Annotated in this window: 20 protein-coding genes; 15 read left to right on the top strand and 5 right to left on the bottom strand. The window is 65.8% G+C overall.

The window, feature by feature from the left end:
* The first annotated feature begins 66 nt into the window (after positions 1-66).
* The gene (locus O6Y00_RS17105) at positions 67-2814 is read left to right on the top strand and encodes a [protein-PII] uridylyltransferase (protein WP_353443777.1); all 2748 of its coding nucleotides are present in this window, start codon (positions 67-69) and stop codon (positions 2812-2814) included.
* A gap of 127 nt (positions 2815-2941) precedes the next feature.
* Here the strand turns inward: O6Y00_RS17105 and O6Y00_RS17100 are convergent, their stop codons facing one another.
* The 3 genes from O6Y00_RS17100 to thrS all read right to left on the bottom strand — a co-directional run bounded on the left by O6Y00_RS17100 (position 2942) and on the right by thrS (position 9023).
* Positions 2942-5857 (bottom strand): TonB-dependent receptor, encoded by a 2916-nt coding sequence (locus O6Y00_RS17100; protein ID WP_353443776.1) that lies wholly within the window; start codon positions 5855-5857, stop codon positions 2942-2944.
* A 534-nt stretch (positions 5858-6391) separates the two neighbouring features.
* Entirely contained in the window at positions 6392-6910 is a 519-nt protein-coding gene (gene infC / locus O6Y00_RS17095; protein ID WP_056051537.1) for a translation initiation factor IF-3, read from the bottom strand.
* 121 nt (positions 6911-7031) lie between these two features.
* Complete coding sequence (gene thrS, locus O6Y00_RS17090; protein WP_353443775.1) at positions 7032-9023, bottom strand: threonine--tRNA ligase; 1992 nt, start codon at positions 9021-9023, stop codon at positions 7032-7034.
* A 134-nt stretch (positions 9024-9157) separates the two neighbouring features.
* On the opposite strand from thrS, the gene O6Y00_RS17085 reads away from it, so the two are divergent.
* On the top strand, positions 9158-9721 hold the full coding sequence (locus tag O6Y00_RS17085) for a hypothetical protein (protein ID WP_353443774.1): 564 nt from the start codon (positions 9158-9160) through the stop codon (positions 9719-9721).
* 164 nt (positions 9722-9885) lie between these two features.
* Here the strand turns inward: O6Y00_RS17085 and O6Y00_RS17080 are convergent, their stop codons facing one another.
* Entirely contained in the window at positions 9886-10701 is an 816-nt protein-coding gene (locus tag O6Y00_RS17080) for an LD-carboxypeptidase (protein ID WP_353443773.1), read from the bottom strand.
* A 52-nt stretch (positions 10702-10753) separates the two neighbouring features.
* On the opposite strand from O6Y00_RS17080, the gene O6Y00_RS17075 reads away from it, so the two are divergent.
* The 11 genes from O6Y00_RS17075 (at position 10754) to O6Y00_RS17025 (ending at position 17821) form a co-directional block, all read left to right on the top strand.
* Positions 10754-12151 (top strand): UDP-N-acetylmuramate--L-alanine ligase, encoded by a 1398-nt coding sequence (locus O6Y00_RS17075; RefSeq protein WP_353443772.1) that lies wholly within the window; start codon positions 10754-10756, stop codon positions 12149-12151.
* Between the two features lie 25 nt (positions 12152-12176).
* On the top strand, positions 12177-12431 hold the full coding sequence (locus O6Y00_RS17070; RefSeq protein ID WP_353443771.1) for a DUF6356 family protein: 255 nt from the start codon (positions 12177-12179) through the stop codon (positions 12429-12431).
* 127 nt (positions 12432-12558) lie between these two features.
* Positions 12559-12969, top strand: coding sequence for a hypothetical protein (locus tag O6Y00_RS17065; RefSeq protein WP_353443770.1), 411 nt, complete (start codon positions 12559-12561; stop codon positions 12967-12969).
* Complete coding sequence (locus tag O6Y00_RS17060) at positions 12966-13169, top strand: helix-turn-helix transcriptional regulator (RefSeq protein ID WP_353443769.1); 204 nt, start codon at positions 12966-12968, stop codon at positions 13167-13169. Before O6Y00_RS17065 ends, O6Y00_RS17060 begins: the two co-directional genes overlap by 4 nt.
* Position 13170: 1 nt before the next feature.
* Positions 13171-14100 carry an alpha/beta fold hydrolase gene (locus O6Y00_RS17055; protein ID WP_353443768.1) on the top strand — a complete coding sequence of 310 codons (930 nt, stop codon included), beginning with the start codon at positions 13171-13173 and terminating at the stop codon, positions 14098-14100.
* A 21-nt stretch (positions 14101-14121) separates the two neighbouring features.
* Positions 14122-14883 carry an alpha/beta fold hydrolase gene (locus O6Y00_RS17050; protein ID WP_353443767.1) on the top strand — a complete coding sequence of 254 codons (762 nt, stop codon included), beginning with the start codon at positions 14122-14124 and terminating at the stop codon, positions 14881-14883.
* The gene (locus O6Y00_RS17045) at positions 14880-15689 is read left to right on the top strand and encodes a tetratricopeptide repeat protein (protein ID WP_353443766.1); all 810 of its coding nucleotides are present in this window, start codon (positions 14880-14882) and stop codon (positions 15687-15689) included. The genes O6Y00_RS17050 and O6Y00_RS17045 overlap by 4 nt, the downstream gene beginning before the upstream one ends.
* Before the next feature lie 145 nt (positions 15690-15834).
* On the top strand, positions 15835-16251 hold the full coding sequence (locus tag O6Y00_RS17040; RefSeq protein WP_093398802.1) for a VOC family protein: 417 nt from the start codon (positions 15835-15837) through the stop codon (positions 16249-16251).
* A 7-nt stretch (positions 16252-16258) separates the two neighbouring features.
* On the top strand, positions 16259-16984 hold the full coding sequence (gene gloB / locus O6Y00_RS17035; RefSeq protein WP_353443765.1) for a hydroxyacylglutathione hydrolase: 726 nt from the start codon (positions 16259-16261) through the stop codon (positions 16982-16984).
* 40 nt (positions 16985-17024) lie between these two features.
* Positions 17025-17441, top strand: coding sequence for a hypothetical protein (locus tag O6Y00_RS17030; RefSeq protein ID WP_353443764.1), 417 nt, complete (start codon positions 17025-17027; stop codon positions 17439-17441).
* Positions 17441-17821 carry a hypothetical protein gene (locus O6Y00_RS17025; RefSeq protein WP_353443763.1) on the top strand — a complete coding sequence of 127 codons (381 nt, stop codon included), beginning with the start codon at positions 17441-17443 and terminating at the stop codon, positions 17819-17821. Before O6Y00_RS17030 ends, O6Y00_RS17025 begins: the two co-directional genes overlap by 1 nt.
* A 281-nt stretch (positions 17822-18102) precedes the next feature.
* Here the strand turns inward: O6Y00_RS17025 and O6Y00_RS17020 are convergent, their stop codons facing one another.
* A complete protein-coding gene (locus O6Y00_RS17020; RefSeq protein ID WP_353443762.1) occupies positions 18103-18885 on the bottom strand; it encodes a crotonase/enoyl-CoA hydratase family protein in 783 nt (260 codons plus the stop codon).
* 95 nt (positions 18886-18980) lie between these two features.
* Here O6Y00_RS17020 and O6Y00_RS17015 point away from each other — a divergent pair, with 95 nt between their 5' ends.
* Together O6Y00_RS17015 and O6Y00_RS17010 are read left to right on the top strand one after the other, a co-directional pair.
* Positions 18981-19436: a PaaI family thioesterase gene (locus O6Y00_RS17015; protein WP_353443761.1), complete on the top strand. Its 456-nt coding sequence runs from the start codon at positions 18981-18983 to the stop codon at positions 19434-19436.
* Positions 19433-19822: a PaaI family thioesterase gene (locus O6Y00_RS17010; RefSeq protein WP_121884332.1), complete on the top strand. Its 390-nt coding sequence runs from the start codon at positions 19433-19435 to the stop codon at positions 19820-19822. Before O6Y00_RS17015 ends, O6Y00_RS17010 begins: the two co-directional genes overlap by 4 nt.
* Positions 19823-19909 lie beyond the last annotated feature (87 nt).

Below are 19909 nucleotides of genomic sequence, written 5' to 3'. Positions count from 1 at the left end.
TTACGTTTCGCGGACGTTTTGCGCAATCCTGATGACGCATGCGCCCGGCGCCCCTATCTGGGCGTCATGTCCGGCCGCTTCGACCATCTCCCCAACCGTCGCACGATCATCGATCGCCGCGCCGTCGCCGAAACCATTGCCGCGTTGGAGGGCGTCGACCCGACCGCGCTCCGCCGCGACGCGACCACGCTGCTGAAGGCGGCGATGGAGAAGGGTCGCGTCGAGGTCGAACGTCGCCTCGTCGAACACCCATCGCGCGGGTTGGAAGCATCGAGTGCGCAGGCATACCTGATCGACGCACTGCTCCGCATCCTGTTCGATTTCACCACGCAGCGACTGTATCCCCTGCCCAACCCCACGATCGGCGAGCGCCTAACGCTGATCGCCGTCGGCGGTTACGGCCGCGCGGAAATGGCGCCCCATTCGGACGTCGACATCGGCTTCCTGACCCCCGGCAAGCAGACGCCCTGGGCCGAGCGCGTGATCGAATCGATGCTCTACGCGCTATGGGATCTCGGACTGAAGCTCGGCCAATCCAGCCGCTCGCTCGACGAGATGGTCCGCCAGGCCAAGAGCGACGTCACCGTCCGAACCGCGTTGCTCGAGGCGCGCTACGTCTGCGGCGATACCGATCTGTACGAACAGGCGTCGCACCGCTTCAAGACCGAGGTACAGGCCGACACCGCGCGCACCTTCATCGCCGACAAGCTCGCCGAACGCGACGCGCGGCACCGCAAGATGGGCGACACGCGCTATGTCGTCGAACCCAACGTCAAGGAGGGCAAGGGCGGCCTGCGCGATCTCCACGCGTTGTTCTGGATCGGCAAATACATCTACGACGTCCAGCGCGCCGCCGAACTGGTCGAGGTCGGGCTGTTCACCAAGGCCGAATACCGGCTGTTCCACCGCGCCGACAATTTCTTCCAGGCGGTGCGCTGCCATTTGCACAGCATCACGGGCCGCGCCGAGGATAGGCTGACGTTCGACCTGCAACGCGAGATCGCCGACCGTATGCGGTTCTCAGACCGACCCGGCAAGTCGAAGGTCGAGCGCTTCATGCAGTTCTATTTTCTCCAGGCAAAGACCGTCGGCACCCTTAGCGGCGTCTTCCTCGCGCATCTCGACGAGAAGTTCGCGGCGCGGGGCCGGCGTTTCGGGTTGCCGACGATCCGACGCTCTCCGCGCAAGCTCAACGGCTTCGTGCTCGATCGCGGGCGGCTCGCACTGCCGAGCGACGACTTCTTCCGGGCCGATCCCGAGCGCCTGATCGAGATCTTCCAGCTCGCCGACAAGCACGGCGTCGAGATTCACCCGCTGGCGATGCGCGCCGCCGCGCGGGATGCCAAGCTGGTCGACGACGTCCGCAACAGCCCGACGGCGAACGCGCTGTTCCTCGATGTGCTGACCTCGCCCCGCGATCCCGAACTCGTGCTGCGCTGGATGAACGAGGCTGGGGTGTTCGGCCGCTTCGTGCCCGATTTCGCGCGCGTCGTCGCGCAGATGCAGTTCGACATGTATCATCACTACACCGTCGACGAACACACCATCCGCGCGATCGGCCTGCTCGCGCGGATCGAGAACGGCACGCTGAAGGAGGACCATCCGCTCGCCAGTGCGATCTTCGAACAGATCGTCTCGCGGCGCGCGCTGTACGTTGCGGTCTTGCTTCACGACATCGCCAAGGGCCGCGGCGGCGATCATTCGATCCTCGGGGCGGAGGTGGCGCAGCGCCTGTGCCCACGCTTCGGCCTGACGCCTGCCGAGACCGAAACCGTCGCCTGGCTGGTGCGCTGGCATCTGCTGATGTCGGCAACCGCGTTCAAGCGCGACCTCAGCGACTTCAAGACGATCCTCGATTTCTGCGACGTGGTGCAGAGCCCGGAGCGGCTCCGCCTGCTGCTCACGCTGACGATCGTCGACATCCGCGCCGTCGGGCCGGGCGTGTGGAACGGCTGGAAACGCCAGTTGCTCGGCGACCTCTACGAATCGGCGGAGGAAGTCCTGCGGTTGGGCCATAAGCAAAAGGGTCGCGCCGAGCGGATCGCAGCCAAGCAGCAGCATCTGCGGGACGCGCTCGGCTGGAGCGAGGAGTCGTTCGGGACGCTCGTTCACCGGCTCCCCGAAGCCTATTGGATCGCCGAACCCGAAGACGTGCTGGCGCACAACGCCCGCTTCCTGGCGACCACGGGCGACGCGCAGCTCGCGATCGACGCCCATGTCTATCCCGGGCGCGGGGCGACGTTGGTGACGATCTACGCCGCCGATCATCCTGGGTTGTTCTACCGCATCGCGGGCGCGATCCACGTCGCGGGCGGCAACATCATCGATGCGCGCATCCATACCACGCGTGATGGGATGGCCGTGGACAACTTCCTCGTGCAGGATCCGTTCGGGCGGCCGTTCGACGAGTCCGGGCAGCTTTCCCGCTTGAAGACCGCAATCGAGGACGCGCTTGCCAACCGCGGCAAACTTGCCGACCGGCTCGTGGCCAAACCGCTACCGCGCACGCGTGCGGAGGCGTTCGACATCGTGCCGAATGCGCTGGTCGACAACAAGGCGTCGAACCGGTTCACGGTGGTCGAGGTCAATGCGCGCGATCGGCCGGCGCTGCTGAATCAACTCGCCAACGCGCTGTTCCAGTCGAAGGTGACGATCCACTCCGCGCACGTCGCGACCTATGGCGAGCGGGCCGTGGATACCTTCTACGTCACCGACCTGACCGGCGATCGGATCACGCAGCCCGCGCGGTTGAGGACGCTGGAGCGGCGGCTGCTGGCGGCGGCGGCAGGCGAAGAGATCGATCTGGCGGCTTAGCCGCTTCCGGTTCTCCTGCTTCCGGTTCTCCTGCGAACGCAGGAGAACAACGGGTTTTCGGGGAGCTCGAGCACGAAAAAGCCGGCCCGCAGCGAACTGCGGGCCGGCTTTTTACTCCGTCACCCGATCAGAAGCGCGAGCGCAGCGTCAGGCCGTAGGTGCGTGGCTCGGCGAGGAATGCCGAGTAGAGCGCGTTGCCGGTACCGCCGAAGTGCTGGACGTTGGCCGAAGACCCGGCACCCTGGAACGGCGTGTTGAACGCGACCTGGATGTAGTTCTTGTTGAACACATTCTGTGCCCAGAACTCGAGCGCCCAGACTTGGTCCTTGCCGCGCAGGCCAACGCGGGCGTTGACCACCGCGAAGCCATCCTGCTTCTTCTCCGGCGCCAGATCGGAGCCGGTGTTGTAGTCCGACGACAGGCGGCTATCGACATAGAGCAGACCCGACAGGCCGTTAGCACCGATGTCGGGCGTCCAGGCGAACGAGGTCGTGACGACGTTCTTGGGCGCGTTCGACAACTGGCTGCCCGGGAGCAGGAAGAGTGCGCGATCGAGCGCCTCGCCGGTGGTCGAGCTGCCGATCAGGTTCTTGCGAAAATGCGTGTCGGCATAGGTATAGCCCGCGGTGAACGTGACCTGCTTGATCGGCGACATCGTCGCTTCGAGCTCTACGCCCTGCGAAATCACACCCGGCTTCTTCGAGCGGTTCGTGGGGCAGGTGCCGGTCTGGGCGCCGGTGACGGGGTTGAAGCCGTTGTCGGTGTCGAGGCCGTTGAGGTTGTCCTTACACGCTTCGATATTCTGCACGACGAAGATCGAGCCGTTGAAGGTGTTGAGCTGGAAGTCAGTGAATTCCTCGCGGAAGGCAGCGACGTTGAAGGTGAAGCCGCGCGTGTTGAACTTCGCACCGACCTCGTAATTGTTCACCTTCTCGGCGTTGAAGCGGAGCCCCGGTGCATCGGCATTGCTGCGCCCCGAGAGCACGCCGTTGACGCCGCCCAGATCCGAGCGATCGAGGTTGTAGCCACCGGCCTTGTAGCCCTTTGCGTACGAAGCATAGGTCAGCAACTTGGTGAACGGCTTCCACGACAGGACCGCCGTGCCGGTGAACTCGCCGTCGCCGAAGCTGTCGTTGAGGTTCAGCGCGTTCAGCGCCGGGCTTGAGTTGCCCGTGCAGGTCAGCGTGACGATACCCTGCGCGAACGCGGTCGCGCCGCTCTGCGACATGGTCAGCGGTGCCAGAGCGGCCTGCTGGATCGGGCAGACCGTGTTGTTGTTGTTGAACTTGGCGTTGAATGTCTTCGTTTCGTGCGTGTAGCGAAGACCGCCGGTCAGCGACAATGTATCGGTCAGATGCAGGATGTTGTGCGTGAAGAACGCGTAGTTCTCGCTCTTCTGCCGATAGATCGAGCCCGCGTCGCCGACGCTGTTCACGCCGCCGCCGAGACCGACGCCACCGGTCAGACGGTCGAGCGCCGAGGTGATCAACGGACCCGCAAACGTGCCGAACGCACCATTCAGCGTCGCCCGTCCGGCAGCGCTCAAGCACCCCGGATTGTTCTGGTTCTGGAGCGCGGCAACCGGGCTGACCGTCGCGACGAGGCGGCACGCGGCGAACTGGCCGTATTGCGCACCGAACGATGCGTTGTCGACGAGCTTGAGCTTCTCGTTCGAGTAGAAGCCGCCGACCAACCAGTCGAGCTTGTCATTGAACAGCGAGCCCTGCAGGCGCGCTTCCTGCGTGAAGGTCTTGAACTGACGGTACGCATTGCCGTCGGCGGCACGGTGGGTCAGATCGATATTGGTATAGTCGATGTCGCTCGCATTGCCCGACTTGTATTCGCGGTATGCGGTGATCGAGGTGAAGGTCGCGCCCCCGAGATCCCAGTCGGCCTGCAGCGAGCCGCCGTAATCCTTGGTCGTGTTGCGATAGGTCTGGCCGGGCGTGACCGCGACCTGGCGGCTGTACGGATCGGGCGTGTTGCCGGCGAGCGGGAACACCGCGCCCTGGCGGCGGAGGATGTCGACGATGCGGTTACCGGGGTTGGTGCTGACGGCGCCATCGGTGTTGACCGTGGCGAAGAACGGCGCAACGCCAACCGCGTTCGCCGTCGGATCGGTCGTTTCCTTCTGACTGTAATACACCGCGCCGCAGCAGCTTTCCTTGCGGTGCGAATAGTCGCCGATCAGCCGGAAGCTCAGGGTATCGGTCGGCTTGAACAGCAACTGGCCGCGGACGAAATAGCGATCGCGGTCGTTGACGCGGCTCTCGCTGCCGTTGGCCGCCGTGACGTTCTTGTAGAAGCCATTGCGATTCACGTAGACGCCGTCGACCCGGAAGGCGAGCTTGTCGGCGATCAGCGGGCCGGTGATGCCGCCAGCAAGCCGCTTCTGGTCGTAATTGCCATAGGTCGCCTCGGCATTGCCATGCCAGTCGAACTCGGGCGAGCGCGTGATGATGTTGATCAGGCCGGCGGACGCATTGCGACCGAACAACGTCCCCTGCGGTCCGCGAAGCACCTCGACCCGGTCGATCTCGCCGAGTTCGTTGAGGCCGACACCGGTGCGGCTGCGATACACGCCGTCGATGAATACCGCGACCGAGCTTTCCAGGCCGGGGTTGTCGCCGACCGTACCGATACCACGAATACGCGCAGACGCGTTCGATTCGTTGCCGGTCGAGGAGATCAGCAGCGACGGCGCGAGCTGGTTGAGCGAGCGGATGTCGCTGCCGCCGGAATTCTGCAACGCTTCCTGGCCGACCGCGGATACCGCGATCGGTACGTTGGACAGGCGCTCGGAGCGGCGGGTCGCGGTGATGACGATGTCGCTGGCGTTACCGCCCGTATCGGCGGCGGCGCTGGCCGCGCGCGTCGTGTCCGCATCCGTCGCGCCGTTGGTCTGGCCGGCGACCGACGCGTTGGCGGTCCCCTGCGACGGCGTCGCCTGCGCTTCGACAGTGGTCGTGGCCTGTTGGGCGAAGGCCGGCGTGACGATCGCCGCGGTCGCAACGGCGGACAACAGATATGCGGTCATACGCATCGGCATTCTCTCCCTGGACGTGTCCGAATATTTTCGAACTTATGGTTTGGACGTCAGGTAGAGATATATGCCTACGTACGTCTAGCGATTTCCGCATACGGAAACCGATTTTTGAACATTGTGTCTCCAAATCGCCACAGAGCGACAGCCGCCAAACCCTAGTTTCGAATTGCAACTATTCGGGTCACGCGTTGACCGGTTCGTTGGTCGGTTTGGGCGGGCACCATTTCACGGCACGCTGGGAGGGGACCACAGCACCTCACCTCCAAATGAGGCGGAGCACAGTCCCGTCGAGCCAATACCCGTCCGTCGTACCCGCGCAGACGGAAACCCATATCCTCGGAGGTTTGCGAACTTTAGGTGAAGTCAGCCATTATGGGCTCCCGCCGCCGCAGGCATGACGGCCGCAATACGGATGAGGGTGCGCTTCCTCTCCGCAACCTCGCTCCACTACCCCCCGGACGCGAAAAAGGCTGGCCAGTCCCTCGGGACCGACCAGCCTTTCACCTCACATCGCGCAAGCCGTTCGCGTCGTTACTTCGGTGCGAGCACCATCAGCATCTGACGGCCTTCCATGCGCGGATACGCCTCGATCTTGGCGATCTCCGCGACATCGTCCTGGACGCGCTTCAACAGGTTCATGCCGAGCTGACCGTGGCTGAGTTCGCGACCGCGGAAGCGCAGCGTGATCTTGACCTTGTCGCCCTCGCCGATGAAGTCGTTCACCTTCTTCATCTTCGTGTCATAGTCGTGGTCGTCGATGTTCGGACGCATCTTGATCTCCTTGATCTCCTGCGTCTTCTGCGACTTGCGTGCGAGGTTGGCCTTCTTCTGCGCCTCGTACTTGAACTTGCCGACATCGAGGAACTTGGCGACGGGCGGATCCGCGTTAGGCGACACTTCGACCAGGTCGAGGCCATGCTCGGCTGCCTGCTCGATCGCTTCGCGCGTGTACATCACGCCCAGATTCTCGCCCTCGTGATCGATCACGCGAACCTTCTGGCTCTGGATGAATTCGTTGAATCGCGGGCCGTTCATTGCGGGCGTCTGCATCGGCCGGCGTATCGTGGGAGGACGTATGGGGGTTGCTCCTGAAGTTTCTGACGAAGTATTTGGGCCGGCGTATAGCGCAGAAACGCGCGCCCGAACAGATGGCGAATAGCCGGCCCTTGACTTACATATCGGGTGCGCGTGCCTCGTCCGCAACCCGTGCCGCCGCGTCGCCAAGCGCCATCATCTCCTGGCCCTGGCTGCCGAGGCGCCGGATCGCGACGGTATTCTCGTCTGCTTCACGCTTGCCGACCACGAACAGCAAAGGCACCTTGGCCAGCGAATGTTCGCGCACCTTGTAGTTGATCTTCTCGTTGCGCAGGTCGGTCTCGACGCGGATCCCGGCCTTGCGCAAGGTCGTGGCGACCTGATGCGCATAGTCGTCTGCGTCCGACACGATCGTCGCCACCACCACCTGCACGGGCGCCAGCCAGAGCGGGAAGCGGCCGGCATGATGCTCGATCAGAATACCGATGAAGCGTTCGAACGTCCCGAGGATCGCGCGGTGGAGCATGACCGGACGATGCCGCTCGCCGTCCGCACCGACATAGGACGCGTCGAGTCGTTCGGGCAGGACGCGGTCGGACTGGATCGTGCCGACCTGCCACGTCCGGCCAATCGCGTCGGTCAGGTGAAATTCGAGCTTCGGCGCATAGAACGCCCCCTCGCCCGGCAGTTCCTCGAATTTGTCCTTGATGGAAACGGGGCAATTCGATTGCATCACAGCCTCACGCAGCTCCGCCTCAGCTTTGTCCCACATTGCATCGTCGCCGAACCTATTTTCGGGGCGCAGCGCGAGTTTAATTGCGTAGTCCTCGAAGCCGAGATCCTTGTAAACGCTGTTCAACAGCTCGCAGAACTTGCGCACTTCCTCGACGAGCTGGTCCTCGCGGACGAAGATATGCGCGTCGTCCTGCGTGAACTGGCGGACACGCATGATACCGTGCAGCGCGCCGTGCGGCTCGTTGCGATGGCAGCAACCGAACTCGGCCATCCGGATCGGCAGGTCGCGGTACGACTTGATTCCCTGCTTGAAGATCAGGACGTGCGCCGGGCAGTTCATCGGTTTCAGCGCCATCAGGTCGCCTTCGCCCGACAGCACGGCGCCCTCATCCTCGACGTTCGGGATCTCGTCGGGCACCACGAACATGTTCTCGCGGTACTTGCCCCAGTGGCCCGACTGCTCCCACTGCTTGGCATCCATCAGCTGCGGGGTCTTCACCTCGGCATAGTCGGCGGCATCGAGACGGCGGCGCATATACGCCTCCATCTGGCGCCACAGCACGAAGCCCTTGGGATGCCAGAACACCGAGCCCTGTGCTTCGGACTGGAGGTGGAACAGGTCCATCTCCGCGCCGATCTTGCGGTGATCGCGCTTGGCGGCCTCCTCAAGACGGAAGAGATGCTGGTCGAGCTGCTTCTTGTTGAGCCAGCCGGTGCCGTAGATGCGTGACAGCATCGCGTTCTTCTGGTCGCCGCGCCAATAGGCGCCGCTGACGCGCGTCAGCTTGAACGCGGCGGGATCGAGCTTGCCGGTCGAGGCCATGTGCGGGCCGCGGCACATGTCGAGCCACTCGCCCTGGCGGTAGATCGTCAGTTCCTCGCCCTCGGGGAGCTCGGCGGCCCACTCGGCCTTGAAGCTCTCGCCCTGCTGCGTCCAGCGGTCGATCAACTGCTGGCGTGACCACACCTCGCGCAGGAACGGCTCGTTCCGCGCGATGATCGCGCGCATCTCGGCTTCGATCGCGGGCAGGTCCTCGTCGGTGAACGGGCGATCCTTCGGCGCGAAGTCGTAATAGAAGCCGTCATCGGTCGCAGGGCCGAAGGTAATCTGCGTACCGGGGAACAAATGCTGCACCGCCTCCGCCATGACGTGGGCGAGATCGTGGCGGACGAGTTCGAGCGCATCCGCCTCGTCACGCGCGGTCACCAGCGCGAGTGCGGTATCACCCTCGAACGGCCGGTTGAGATCGCGGACCTGCCCGTCGATCCGCGCGGCGAGCGCCGCCTTGGCTAGGCCTGGGCCGATCGCCGCGGCGACATCCGCGGGGGTAGTCCCGGGCGCAACCTCGCGGACGGAACCGTCGGGCAGCGTGATTCGGAACATTGCGGACATGGGAGACTTTCTCTCGGGGTGACGTGCGCGGACCGATCCGCGCACGGCGTGTATATAAGGTGATACGCGCACAGGGCTACTCCAGACGGACATGCGCCGGATCGGAGGGCGGCTGGGCGGTTTGGGAGAGTGCGATGCTGGGTGTGTTGATGATGCTGTCCGCCGCTGCGGGTCCTGCTGCTGGCCCTGCTGCGACATGCGCGCCGACGCGGTTGGCGGCGTGCCGCGATACGAACCAGCTGATCATGGTACCGGCGTTTATCACGGCAGTCCAGCGGTTCATCGGCAAGCGCAAGGCATCGTATCTCTACGCGAATGGCGACGTCGCGGATCAGCAGATCGAGGTGCTGCACGGGCCACCCGACGAGCCGACTCGGATCGGGAGCCTGTACCGCTTCACCGCGTGCCGCGCGCATAGTTGCCCCGAAAAGGGCGCGGCGGTGCTCGATCCGGCCGGAAAGATCGTAGCGCTGGCGATCCTGTATTCGCCGTGCGCGACCGCCGATACGCGCGACTGCAACCGGCGCGAGGATCTGGTGGTGTTCATGCGCGCGCGGGATCGCTTGCAGCGGGTCGAGGTGGTGGCGAATCTGCGCGCCTGGGCGGTGGAGCAGGTGGCGGGGAGCTATACGCTGCCGGGTCAGCCGAAAATGCGGTTCGGGGGAATGCAGGTGATCGATCCGGCGGCGGCACAATAGAAATAAAAGACGGTTGCACCCAAACTACCCCCCGGCGAAGGCCGGGGCCCAATTGGGGAACGCCGCTAACGAAGGATTGCGCTCCGTTACTCCCACCTTTTCAATTGGGCCCCGGCCTCCGCCGGGGTGGAGCAAGGTCAGATGTTATCTGATACCCACACGGCTCAAACCACCCCGAACGGCACCACCCGGTTCGCCTGCGTATGCCCGATCTCCGCCCGCCCCAGATACGGCACGCCCATGTCGCGCGACCATCTCACCATCATGTAGTCCAGCGTCTCACCCCAGGGCGGATCGTTTTCCTGCACCGCGGTCACCGCGCCAAGCCGCAGCCCCGCAATCCCCTTCAACTGCGTGGCGTTGGCGACCTTGAACAGCATCCGGTCGATCGCGTACATCGGCTCCGATACCTCCTCGACGATCAGCACGTGATCAGTGAGATCAGGCAGCCACGGCGTGCCGATCAACGAGGTCAGGATGCTGAGGTTGAACGCCGCCGACGGCCGCCCGTCGAGTCCCGGTTCCAGCCCAGCCCGATCGCCGCGCACCATCCAGCCGAGCGAGCGCGCGACCGTCGCCTCGCCGTCGTGGCGGTTGACGTCGCTGACCATCGGCCCGTGCACCGGGCGCCCAATCCTGCGAGCGTAGAGCGCGCCGAGCAGGAAGCCGACGTCGGAATAGCCAAGGTACGCCTTGTGCCGCGCCGCGCGCCCGAGCTCGGGCATGACCATCGCGAGGATGCGGTTCGCACCGTAGCCGCCGCGCAGGAACCAGAGCGCATCGAACGCCGGATCGTTGGCATATTCGAGGAACGCCCCCGCTCGCCGAAAGTCCGAGCCAGCGAAATGGCCGTCGGTCTCCAGGCACTGCGGGTGAAAGACGAGCTCGACCTCGGGGAACGCGCTAGCCGCATACGCGGTGATCTTGGCGATCGCCGCGGGATTGGTCCGGCTCGACGCGGCGAGGACACCGATGCGCATTGTTCGTGTTCCCGACCTTGCCCCGTTACCAAACCGCCCATATCGCGGGCCGATGGATATCAGCAAACCCTGTTTCTTCGTCGGCATTGGCGGCAGCGGCATGATGCCGCTCGCGATGATCCTCGCCGGCCGCGGCGCGACCGTCGCGGGTTCGGACCGCAACCTCGACCAGGGCCGCGTCCCCGCCAAGTTCGACGACCTCGCGGCGAAGGGCGTCGCGCTGTTCCCGCAGGACGGCAGCGGGATCGTCTCGGCCGACCAGCTCGTCATTGCCTCCGCCGCGATCGAGGCGACCGTGCCGGACATGATCGCGGCGGATGCGCTTGGCTGCACCCGCTCGACCCGCGCGGCGATGCTGGCGTCGCTGTTCAACGACAGCCGGTTGCCGATCGGCGTCGCGGGGACGAGCGGCAAGTCGACCGTCACCGGGATGATCGGCTGGATCCTGCACGCGGTAGGGCGCGATCCGACGGTGATGAACGGCGCGGTGATGAAGAACTTCGCCACCCCCGATGCGCCGTTCGCGAGTGCGTTGGTCGGCGAGGGCGACGCGTTCGTCAGCGAGGTGGACGAGAGCGACGGCTCGATCGCCGCCTATGCACCGAAGATCGCGGTGCTCAACAATGTCAGCCTCGACCACAAGTCGCTGGAGGAACTGCGCGTGCTGTTCGGGGACTTCATCGTCAAGGCCGAGACTGCGGTGGTGAACGCGAACGATCCCGACGCCGCCGCGCTCGCCTCGCGCCTGCCACGTGGTCAGGTCACGACGTTCGCGATCGATGCGTCGGCCGATCTGCGTGCCGAGAACCTGAAGCCCGAGCCGTTCGCGATCCGCTTCGATGTCGTATCACGCGGCGTACGGACGCCGGTGAAGCTCGCCGTCCCCGGCCGCCACAATGTGTCGAACGCGCTCGCTGCGATCGGGGCAGCGATGGCGGCGGACGTGTCGCTGGCCGATGCGGTCAAGGCGATCGCGGGGTTCACGGGGCTGCGCCGCCGCTTTGATTTCGTCGGAGAGGCCGGCGGTGTCGCAGTAATCGACGATTTCGGACACAACCCCGACAAGATCGCCGCCACGCTCGACACGCTCCACGCCTTCCCCGGCCGCTTGCTGCTGTTCTTCCAGCCGCACGGATATGGCCCGCTAAAGGTGATGGGCCGCGAACTCGTCGCCACCTTCGTCGAGCGGATGGCAGAGGAGGACGTGTTGATCCTCCCCGACCCGGCCTATTACGGCGGGACGGTCGCGCGGGATGTCACCAGCGCGGACATCGTCACGCAGATCATCGAGGGTAGTTGCGATGCACGGCACATCGCCGATCGCGCAGAGGCCGCCGCCGCGCTGGTCGCGGAAGCGCGACCGGGCGACCGGATCGTCGTGATGGGCGCGCGCGACGACACGCTGAGCGTGCTGGCGGCGGGGATGGTCGACGCCTTGGGCCGCAAATGATACAGAGCAAGACAGGAGACTGCCGATGTTTCGCCGCCTGTTCCTCGACCACCCCGCCACCGTCGGCGAGAGCTATGCCCAACATTTCGGCGTGGCCGGGCGGTTCGGCATGACGATGATCAAAGGCGGCCTCGGCGCGCTGGTCCATGCGGTCGTGCCGGCACTGTGCAAGACGCGCGGCAGCGACACGGTCGCAGACCTGCACCGCCAGATGGTCGAGAAGCGCGGCGCGGTCGCGGCGGATCAGACGCAGATGAAAACGGTCGAATTCATCATCTGACACGCGGCGCAGCTCATTCCATTGATCCTCCCCCTGGCGGGGGGGGGGGGCGAGATGACCTGTAAAGCGTCGTTGACTCCTAGAGCCGCCCATGACAAGCTTCCTTTACTGATTCGGGAGGAAGGTCATGCGCAAGAACGCAGCGAGCAACGCCTATATGTGGCGGGTCGGCCCCGCGATGGTCGGGTACATAATATGTCTGCTGGGATCGCGTACGCTGCTGGCGATGCATCCTACCGGCACCGGCGTGATCGCGCTGGCGGTGCTGCCCGCGCTTCCGCTGTGCGTCGTCGTCTGGGCGATGGGGCGTTACGTAACGGAGGAGCGTGACGAGTATCTCCGCGCCCAGTTCCTTCGGCACGCTACGATCGCGACCGGCGTTCTGCTTGCGGTCACGACGATATGGGGTTTCCTCGAAGACGCCGACGCGGTCCGTCACGTGCCGTTCTACTGGACGTTCATCCTGTGGCTCATGGCGCTCGGTGCGACACAGATCGTCGCCAGGGTGGTACGCCTCGTGCAAGGCGAGACGCCGTGAAGAACCGCCTGAAGGTGCTGCGCGCGGAGCGGAACTGGAGCCAGGGCGACCTCGCCGATCGTCTCGACGTCTCGCGGCAGAGCGTCAATGCGATCGAGACGGGGCGCTACGATCCGTCGCTGCCGCTCGCGTTCAAGATCGCCGAACTGTTCGACCTCGCCATCGAGGATATCTTCACCAGCCCGTCGAAGGAGTCCTGACATGATCACGCATCTCAAAGCGCGCCTCGCCGCCACCGCCGTCACGCTGATGATCGTCCTGCATCCCGCCGCCGGTCATGCCCAGGCCGCCCCCCTCCCCGCAAAACACGGCGATATGGCGGCGACGCCGATGGCGCATATTTCGGTGCAGACCGTTGGCAAGGGCACGCCGGTGATCCTCATTCCCGGCCTCTCCTCGCCGCGTGTGGTGTGGGACGGCGTCGTGCCAACGCTCGCCAAGACGCATCAAGTCTACGTCGTGCAGGTCAACGGCTTCGGCGGCGACGATCCGCGGGCGAACCTGTCGCCCGGCATCCTCGACGGGATCGTCGGCGATCTCCACACGCTGATCACCCAGTCGAAGCTCGGCAAACCCGCCATCGTCGGCCATTCGATGGGCGGGCTGGTCGCGCTGATGCTGGCCAAGACGCACCCGGCCGATGTCGGCAAGCTGATGATCGTCGATTCGCTGCCCTATATCGGCGAGATCTTCGCGCCGGGTGCGACGGTCGCAATGCTCGAACCCCAGGCTCGGGCGATGCGCGACGCGATGGCCGGTGCGTATGGCAAGCCCACGAACCCGGCGGCGAACGTAGCGGCTGCCACACGGATGGCGCTGAAGCCTGCGTCCCGCACGACCGTCGCGAGCTGGATGGCGAAGGCGGACGCGCGCGTATCGGCGCAGGCGATGTACGAGGACATGACGACCGACCTGCGCCCGGACATGGGGTCGATCGCGGCACCGATCACGTTGGTCTATCCATGGAACGCGGGCGGGCCGACCAAGCCGGCCGCCGATGCGCTGTACCGCAAGGCGTATGCGGACGCGCCGCACATCACCTATGTCGATATCGGCGACGCGGCCCATTTCGTGATGCTCGATCAGCCGGTCGCGTTCCAGGCTGCATTGGACGACTTTCTCCGCCGCTGACGCGCGGCTATGGGTGGCGGCATGACCGATGCTCCTGCCGCCGCCCCGCCCGCCGCTACGCCCGCCACCAAGGAACGCCCTCGCCTCGCCTATCACCATACGCCCGGAACCGGTCCGACCCTGGTGTTCCTGTCAGGCTACGCGTCCGACATGGCGGGGACCAAGGCGGTCACGCTCGAGGCGTGGGCCAAGTCCGAGGGCCGCGCGTTCTTGCGGTTCGATTATGGCGGATGCGGACAGAGCGAGGGAGCGTTCGAGGACCAGACATTGGTCGACTGGCGCGACGACGCGCTGGCGATGATCGATGCGCTCGTCGAAGACTCGGCCATTCTGGTCGGCTCGTCGATGGGCGGATGGCTGATGTTGCTGGTGGCCAAGCTGCGCCCCGATCTGGTCAAGGGACTGGTCGGCATTGCCCCCGCGCCCGACTTTACCGACTGGGGCTTCACCACCGACGAGAAGATGGCGCTGCTCAGCAATGGGCGGATCGAGCGCAAGAACCCCTATGGCCCCGAGCCAACGATCTATACCCGCGCATTCTGGTCGTCGGGGGAGGCGAACCGACTGATGTTCGGCGAGATCGCGTTCGACGGTCCGGTGCGGCTGGTGCAGGGCCAGCGCGATCCCGACGTGCCGTGGCACCGGACCGCGCGGCTCGCGGAGCTGTTGCGTTCAGCCGACGTGCAGACATGGCTGGTCAAGGACGGCGACCACCGCCTGTCGCGCGACAGCGACATTACCCTTATCATCCGGGCGGTCGAGGATGTGATCGCCGCCCTATGATCTTTATTTTGCTCGCCCTCGCCGCCGCCCAGGCGTCCGGCCACGCTGCGACCCGGACGCCGGCGCAGGCCGGACCGCTCGATATCCGCACCGACCGGTTGCAGCGCTGCATCGCGCTCGCCCAGACCGATCCGGCGGCGGCGCGAGCCGAGGCGGCGCGGTGGCGGATCGCCGGCGGGCGATTTGCTGCGCGCGAATGTGCCGGGCTAGCGTTTGCCGCGGAAAAGGCGTGGCCGGCAGCAGCGGGCGAGTTCGAGGAGGCCGCGCGCGCGGCGCAGATCGCCAAGAATGCCGGCGCGGCGACGTATTGGGCACAGGCGGGGAATGCTTGGCTGGCGGCGGCCGATCCGGCCAAGGCGCGCGCGGCGCTCGATTCCGCGCTGACCGCGGGGACGCTGACCGGCCTGCCGCTGGGCGAGGCGCAGCTCGATCATGCGCGGGCGCTGGTGGCGACGGGCGACCTGGAGTCGGCGCGCACCGATATCGACCTGGCGCTGACCAACGCGGCGGACGATCCGCTGGCTTGGCTGTTGTCGGCGACGCTGGCGCGGCGCGAGGGGAACCCCGCGCGGGCGAAGACGGATATCGGCGAGGCGTTGAAGCGCTCGGCGGACGATGCGTCGGTGCAATTGGAAGCGGGGAATATCGCGGCGCTCGCGGGCGACGAGGATGGTGCGCGGGCGGCTTGGGGTCAGGCGGCACGGCTGGCGCCCGATACGCCGGTCGGGCGAAGCGCCGTGACGGCGTTGAAGCAGTTCGACGGGCAGGCTAGCGCGCCTCGTCCCAGCACGCCGATCGGACGCTAGCGCCCGCTTCTTTGTTCTCCCGCGAAGGCGGGAGCCCAGACTGGGTCCCCGCCTTCGCGGGGAAACAAGCTTCCCTAGGAGCCCTACCCTTTCACGCCACTCAAGCCGTCCCTATCTGCTGCCTCGAACAACCCTCGGAGCAAGCATGAAATATCTCCACACGATGATCCGCGTGACCGACCCGGCGAAGACGATCGCGTTCTTCGAGACACTGGGCCTGAAGGAGGTTCGCCGGATGGAGAACGAGAAGGGGCGGTTCACGCTGATCTTCCTGTCGGTACCCGGCGACGAGGGCGCGGAGGTCGAGCTGACGCACAATTGGGATCCCGAGGAATATGGCGAGGGCCGCAATTTCGGTCACCTCGCCTACCGCGTCGACAATATCTACGACACGTGCCAGCGACTGATGGACTCGGGCGTGACGATCAACCGGCCGCCGCGCGACGGTCACATGGCGTTCGTCCGGACGCCCGACAACATCTCGATCGAGCTGTTGCAGGCGGACGGCGCGCTCGATCCCGCCGAGCCTTGGGCGTCGATGCCCAACACCGGCAAGTGGTGACACGCTGATGCTCGATATCGTCCGCGTGCCGGTGCTGGCCGACAATTACGCCTGGCTGATCCACGATACCGTCTCGGGCGAGACGGTGGTGGTCGATCCGGGCGAGGCCGGGCCGGTGATCGCCGCCGCCAAGAAGCGCGACTGGCGGGTCGACCGGGTGTGGACGACGCACTGGCATCCCGATCATACCGGCGGCAATGCCGAGATGAAGGCGTATGGCGCCACCGTTGTCGGCCCGGCGGCGGAGGCGGACAAGATCCCGACGCTCGACGAGCAGGTCGGCGAAGGCGATGTCGCACGCCTTGGCGCGCACAAGGCGACCGTGATGACGGTGCCGGGGCATACGCAGGGGCATATCGCGTTCCACTTCGCCAACGATGCGGCGATCTTCACCGGCGACACGCTGTTCGCGATGGGATGTGGGCGACTGTTCGAGGGGACGCCCGCCGACATGTTCGCGAACATGCAGCGCTATGCGACGTTGCCGGACGAGACAGAGGTGTTCTGCGGGCATGAATATACGCAGAGCAACGGGCGCTATGCGCTGGTTGCAGAGCCGGACAATGCGGATATCGTCGCGCGAATGGTCGAGGTCGACGCGGCGCGCGCGAAGGGTGAGCCTACCGTGCCGACGACGATCGGCCGGGAGCGCGCGACCAATCCGTTCCTGCGGGCGACGTCGGTCGAGCAGCTTGCGGGCTATCGTGCGGCGAAGGATGCGTTTCGCGGATAAAGAGCGCATGAGGGTGGCGGGGATTTTGAGGAGCGTTGCGATGCGTATGCGGACCCTGCCACTCGTGATGCTGCCGGCCTTACTGCTTGGCGCGTGTACGCAGACCCAGGCGGAGGTCGAGCGCGCGCAGGTCCGCGAGGCGGGCGTGCAGGAGAAGCTGGCGAAGGAACTCGCCGGGCTCGTACCGGGCAAGCCCGAGACGTGCATCAGCCAGTTTCCGCAGAAGCAGAGTTCGGGCTATGGCGCGACGATCCTGTACCGGGTGAATAGCGGGCTTGTGTACCGCAGCGATACCGTCGGCGGATGCGAGGGGATCGCGCGCGGCGATATCCTCGTGACGCGGACGCCGACCGGGCAGCTTTGCCGCGGCGATATCGCGCAGACGCTCGACCAGACGTCGCGCTTTCCAACCGGGAGCTGCAGCTTCGGCGACTTCGTCCCGTATCGGAAGCCGTGATGCGCAGGGCGATCCCGGCGGCGGTGGCGCTGTTGACGGTGGGGATGCTGACGGTGGGGATGCTGGGGGCGGGCAAGTCCGACCCGCTGGAGGGTCGGGTTGCTGCGGCGCCGGTGCGGTGCATCGACATCCAGCGAAGCGGCGGACCGGAGATCGTCGATTCGCAGACGATCCTGTATCGGCAGTCGGGCAAGCGGATCTGGAAGACGGGGCCGGTCGGCGAGTGTCCTTCGCTGCGGCCGTTCGATACGCTGATCGTCGATGTCTATGGCGGGCAATTGTGCCGGAATGATCGGTTTCGGACGGTGTCGGCGGGCATGTCGATTCCGTCGGCGACCTGCCGGTTCCGGGATTTTACGCCGTATGACAGGGTGAAGTAGCGGCTAGTTCAACTTCAAGGCGCGCCCTCCCCACTTGCCGCACCACCCCGGCGGAGGCCGGGGCCCAGTTGGGGGACGATGATGGCGTAAGACGGCGCTCCGTTACAACGACCTTTCCAACTGGGCCCCGGCCTTCGCCGGGGTGGTAGAAGTAAGGCCGAACGTCGCCCTTGGCTCGTCATCCTGACGAAAGTCAGGACCCAGGGTTACTGAGGACGGTGCGTGGTATCCTGGGTCCTGACTTTCGTCAGGATGACGGATGCGTGTGGACGGCGGGGGGCTCAGTCCTCGAACACCGCCGCCCGCTTTTCCATGTTGGCCCGCACCTGTTCGACCTGGTTGGGCGTGCGGATGACCTTGAGCTGCTCTTCGGTTTCCGCGTGCAGCACCGTCACCGCATCTGCATCCGCCGCGAGATTGTAGAGCGCCTTCGAGCCGCGGATCGCGTGGGGGTTCCTCGCCGCGATCTCGCGGGCGAGCATCATTGCCTCGCCGAGCGGGTCTTCGGACAGCCGCGTGACGAAGCCGTGCCGCAACGCCTCCGCCCCGTCGAACTCGCGGGCAGTGTAGGTCAGTTCGCGGAGCACGTCGTCGCGGGCGAGCGTGCGCCACAAGGCGATGCCGGCCATGTCGGGGACCAAGCCCCAGTAGCTCTCGCGGATCGCGAAGCGGGCTTGCGGGTGGGCGATGCGGATGTCGGCGCCGGACATGATCTGGAAGCCGCCCCCGAACGCGACGCCGTGGACCGCGGCGATCACCGGCATCGGCAAGGTGCGCCAGCCCCATGCGACCTGCTGGGGAAGGTTCGCACCCTCCGCCGTCCGCTCGCCGAGCGTCAGACCCGACCCGCCATTCGCCATCGAAGCCATGTCTAGCCCGGCGCAGAACGCCTTGCCCTCGCCGGAGAGGACGACGCAGCGGACTTCGGTCATCCCCTTGAGCCGGTCGATCGCGGCGGCGATGCCCTCGAACATCGCGGGGTCGATCGCGTTCATCTTGTCGGCGCGCGCGAGGCGGACGTCGGCGATGCCGTCCGTGACGGTGATGGTGACCCGGTCGTTCATTGTGGCGATCCTCTCGATCTTTGCGGCGACGCTAACCGGCCCTGCCCCCGCCCGCAATGTTGCGCAGGCTCACACGGCGTGTAGAGGCTCGGCGCATGGCTGGTTTTGATCCACAATGGTTTGCGACGCGCGGGTTCGGCGGGCACGGCGCCGCGCTGGGGATGCGTTATCACGCGCATGGCGATGACTGGGCGGAGCTTGCGCTGCCCTATGACGAACGGCTGATCGGCGATCCGGCGAGTGGCGTGATCGCGTCGGGGCCGATCATCACGATGATGGACATGGCGACGAGTCTGGCGATCTGGATCAAGCGCAACGCGTTCGTGCCGCATGCGACGCTCGACCTGCGGGTGGATTACCTGCGGCCGGCGACGCCGGGGAAGACGGTGATCGGGCGTGGGGAGTGCTACCGGATCACGCGCTCGATCGCGTTCGTCCGTGGGCAGGCGCATGACGGCGACCCGAGCGATCCGCTCGCGCATGTCGCGGGGACGTTCATGGTGGTGGGCGACGTCGCCGGCATGGGTCTCGACAGAAGGATCGAGGCATGACGATCGGTTTGCCGCCCTATGCGGAGATTCTCCGCGTGTCGGTCGAGGCCGAGGACGGCGCGCCGCCGGTACTGCTGATGCCGTTTGCCGACGACGTGCTGGGGCGGCCGGGGTTCTTGCATGGGGGTGCGATCTCGGGGTTGCTGGAGATGGCGGCGATCGCGGCGTTGCAGCATGCACTGGAGGCTGAAGGCGGCGGGCGGATCAAGCCGGTCAACGTGACGGTCGACTTCATGCGCGGCGGCCGCGACAAACCGACGCGCGCGGCTGGGGTGGTGACGCGGCTGGGGAACCGGGTGGCCAATGTCGAGGCGACCGCGTGGCAGGACGAGCGGGAGAAGCCGATCGCCGCCGCGCGGATGAACTATCTGATCGTGCGCGACTAGCGCGCTTCTGCTCCCCTTCCGCTTGCGGGAGGGGTTGGGGGAGGGATGTGCCTCAAGGGCCGGACGCCAATACGTACGTCGCGCCCT

This window comes from Sphingomonas faeni (assembly GCF_040407565.1).
GTDB classification, from domain to species: Bacteria; Pseudomonadota; Alphaproteobacteria; order Sphingomonadales; family Sphingomonadaceae; genus Sphingomonas; species Sphingomonas faeni_F.
This window is presented reverse-complemented; position numbering and strand designations above follow the sequence as displayed.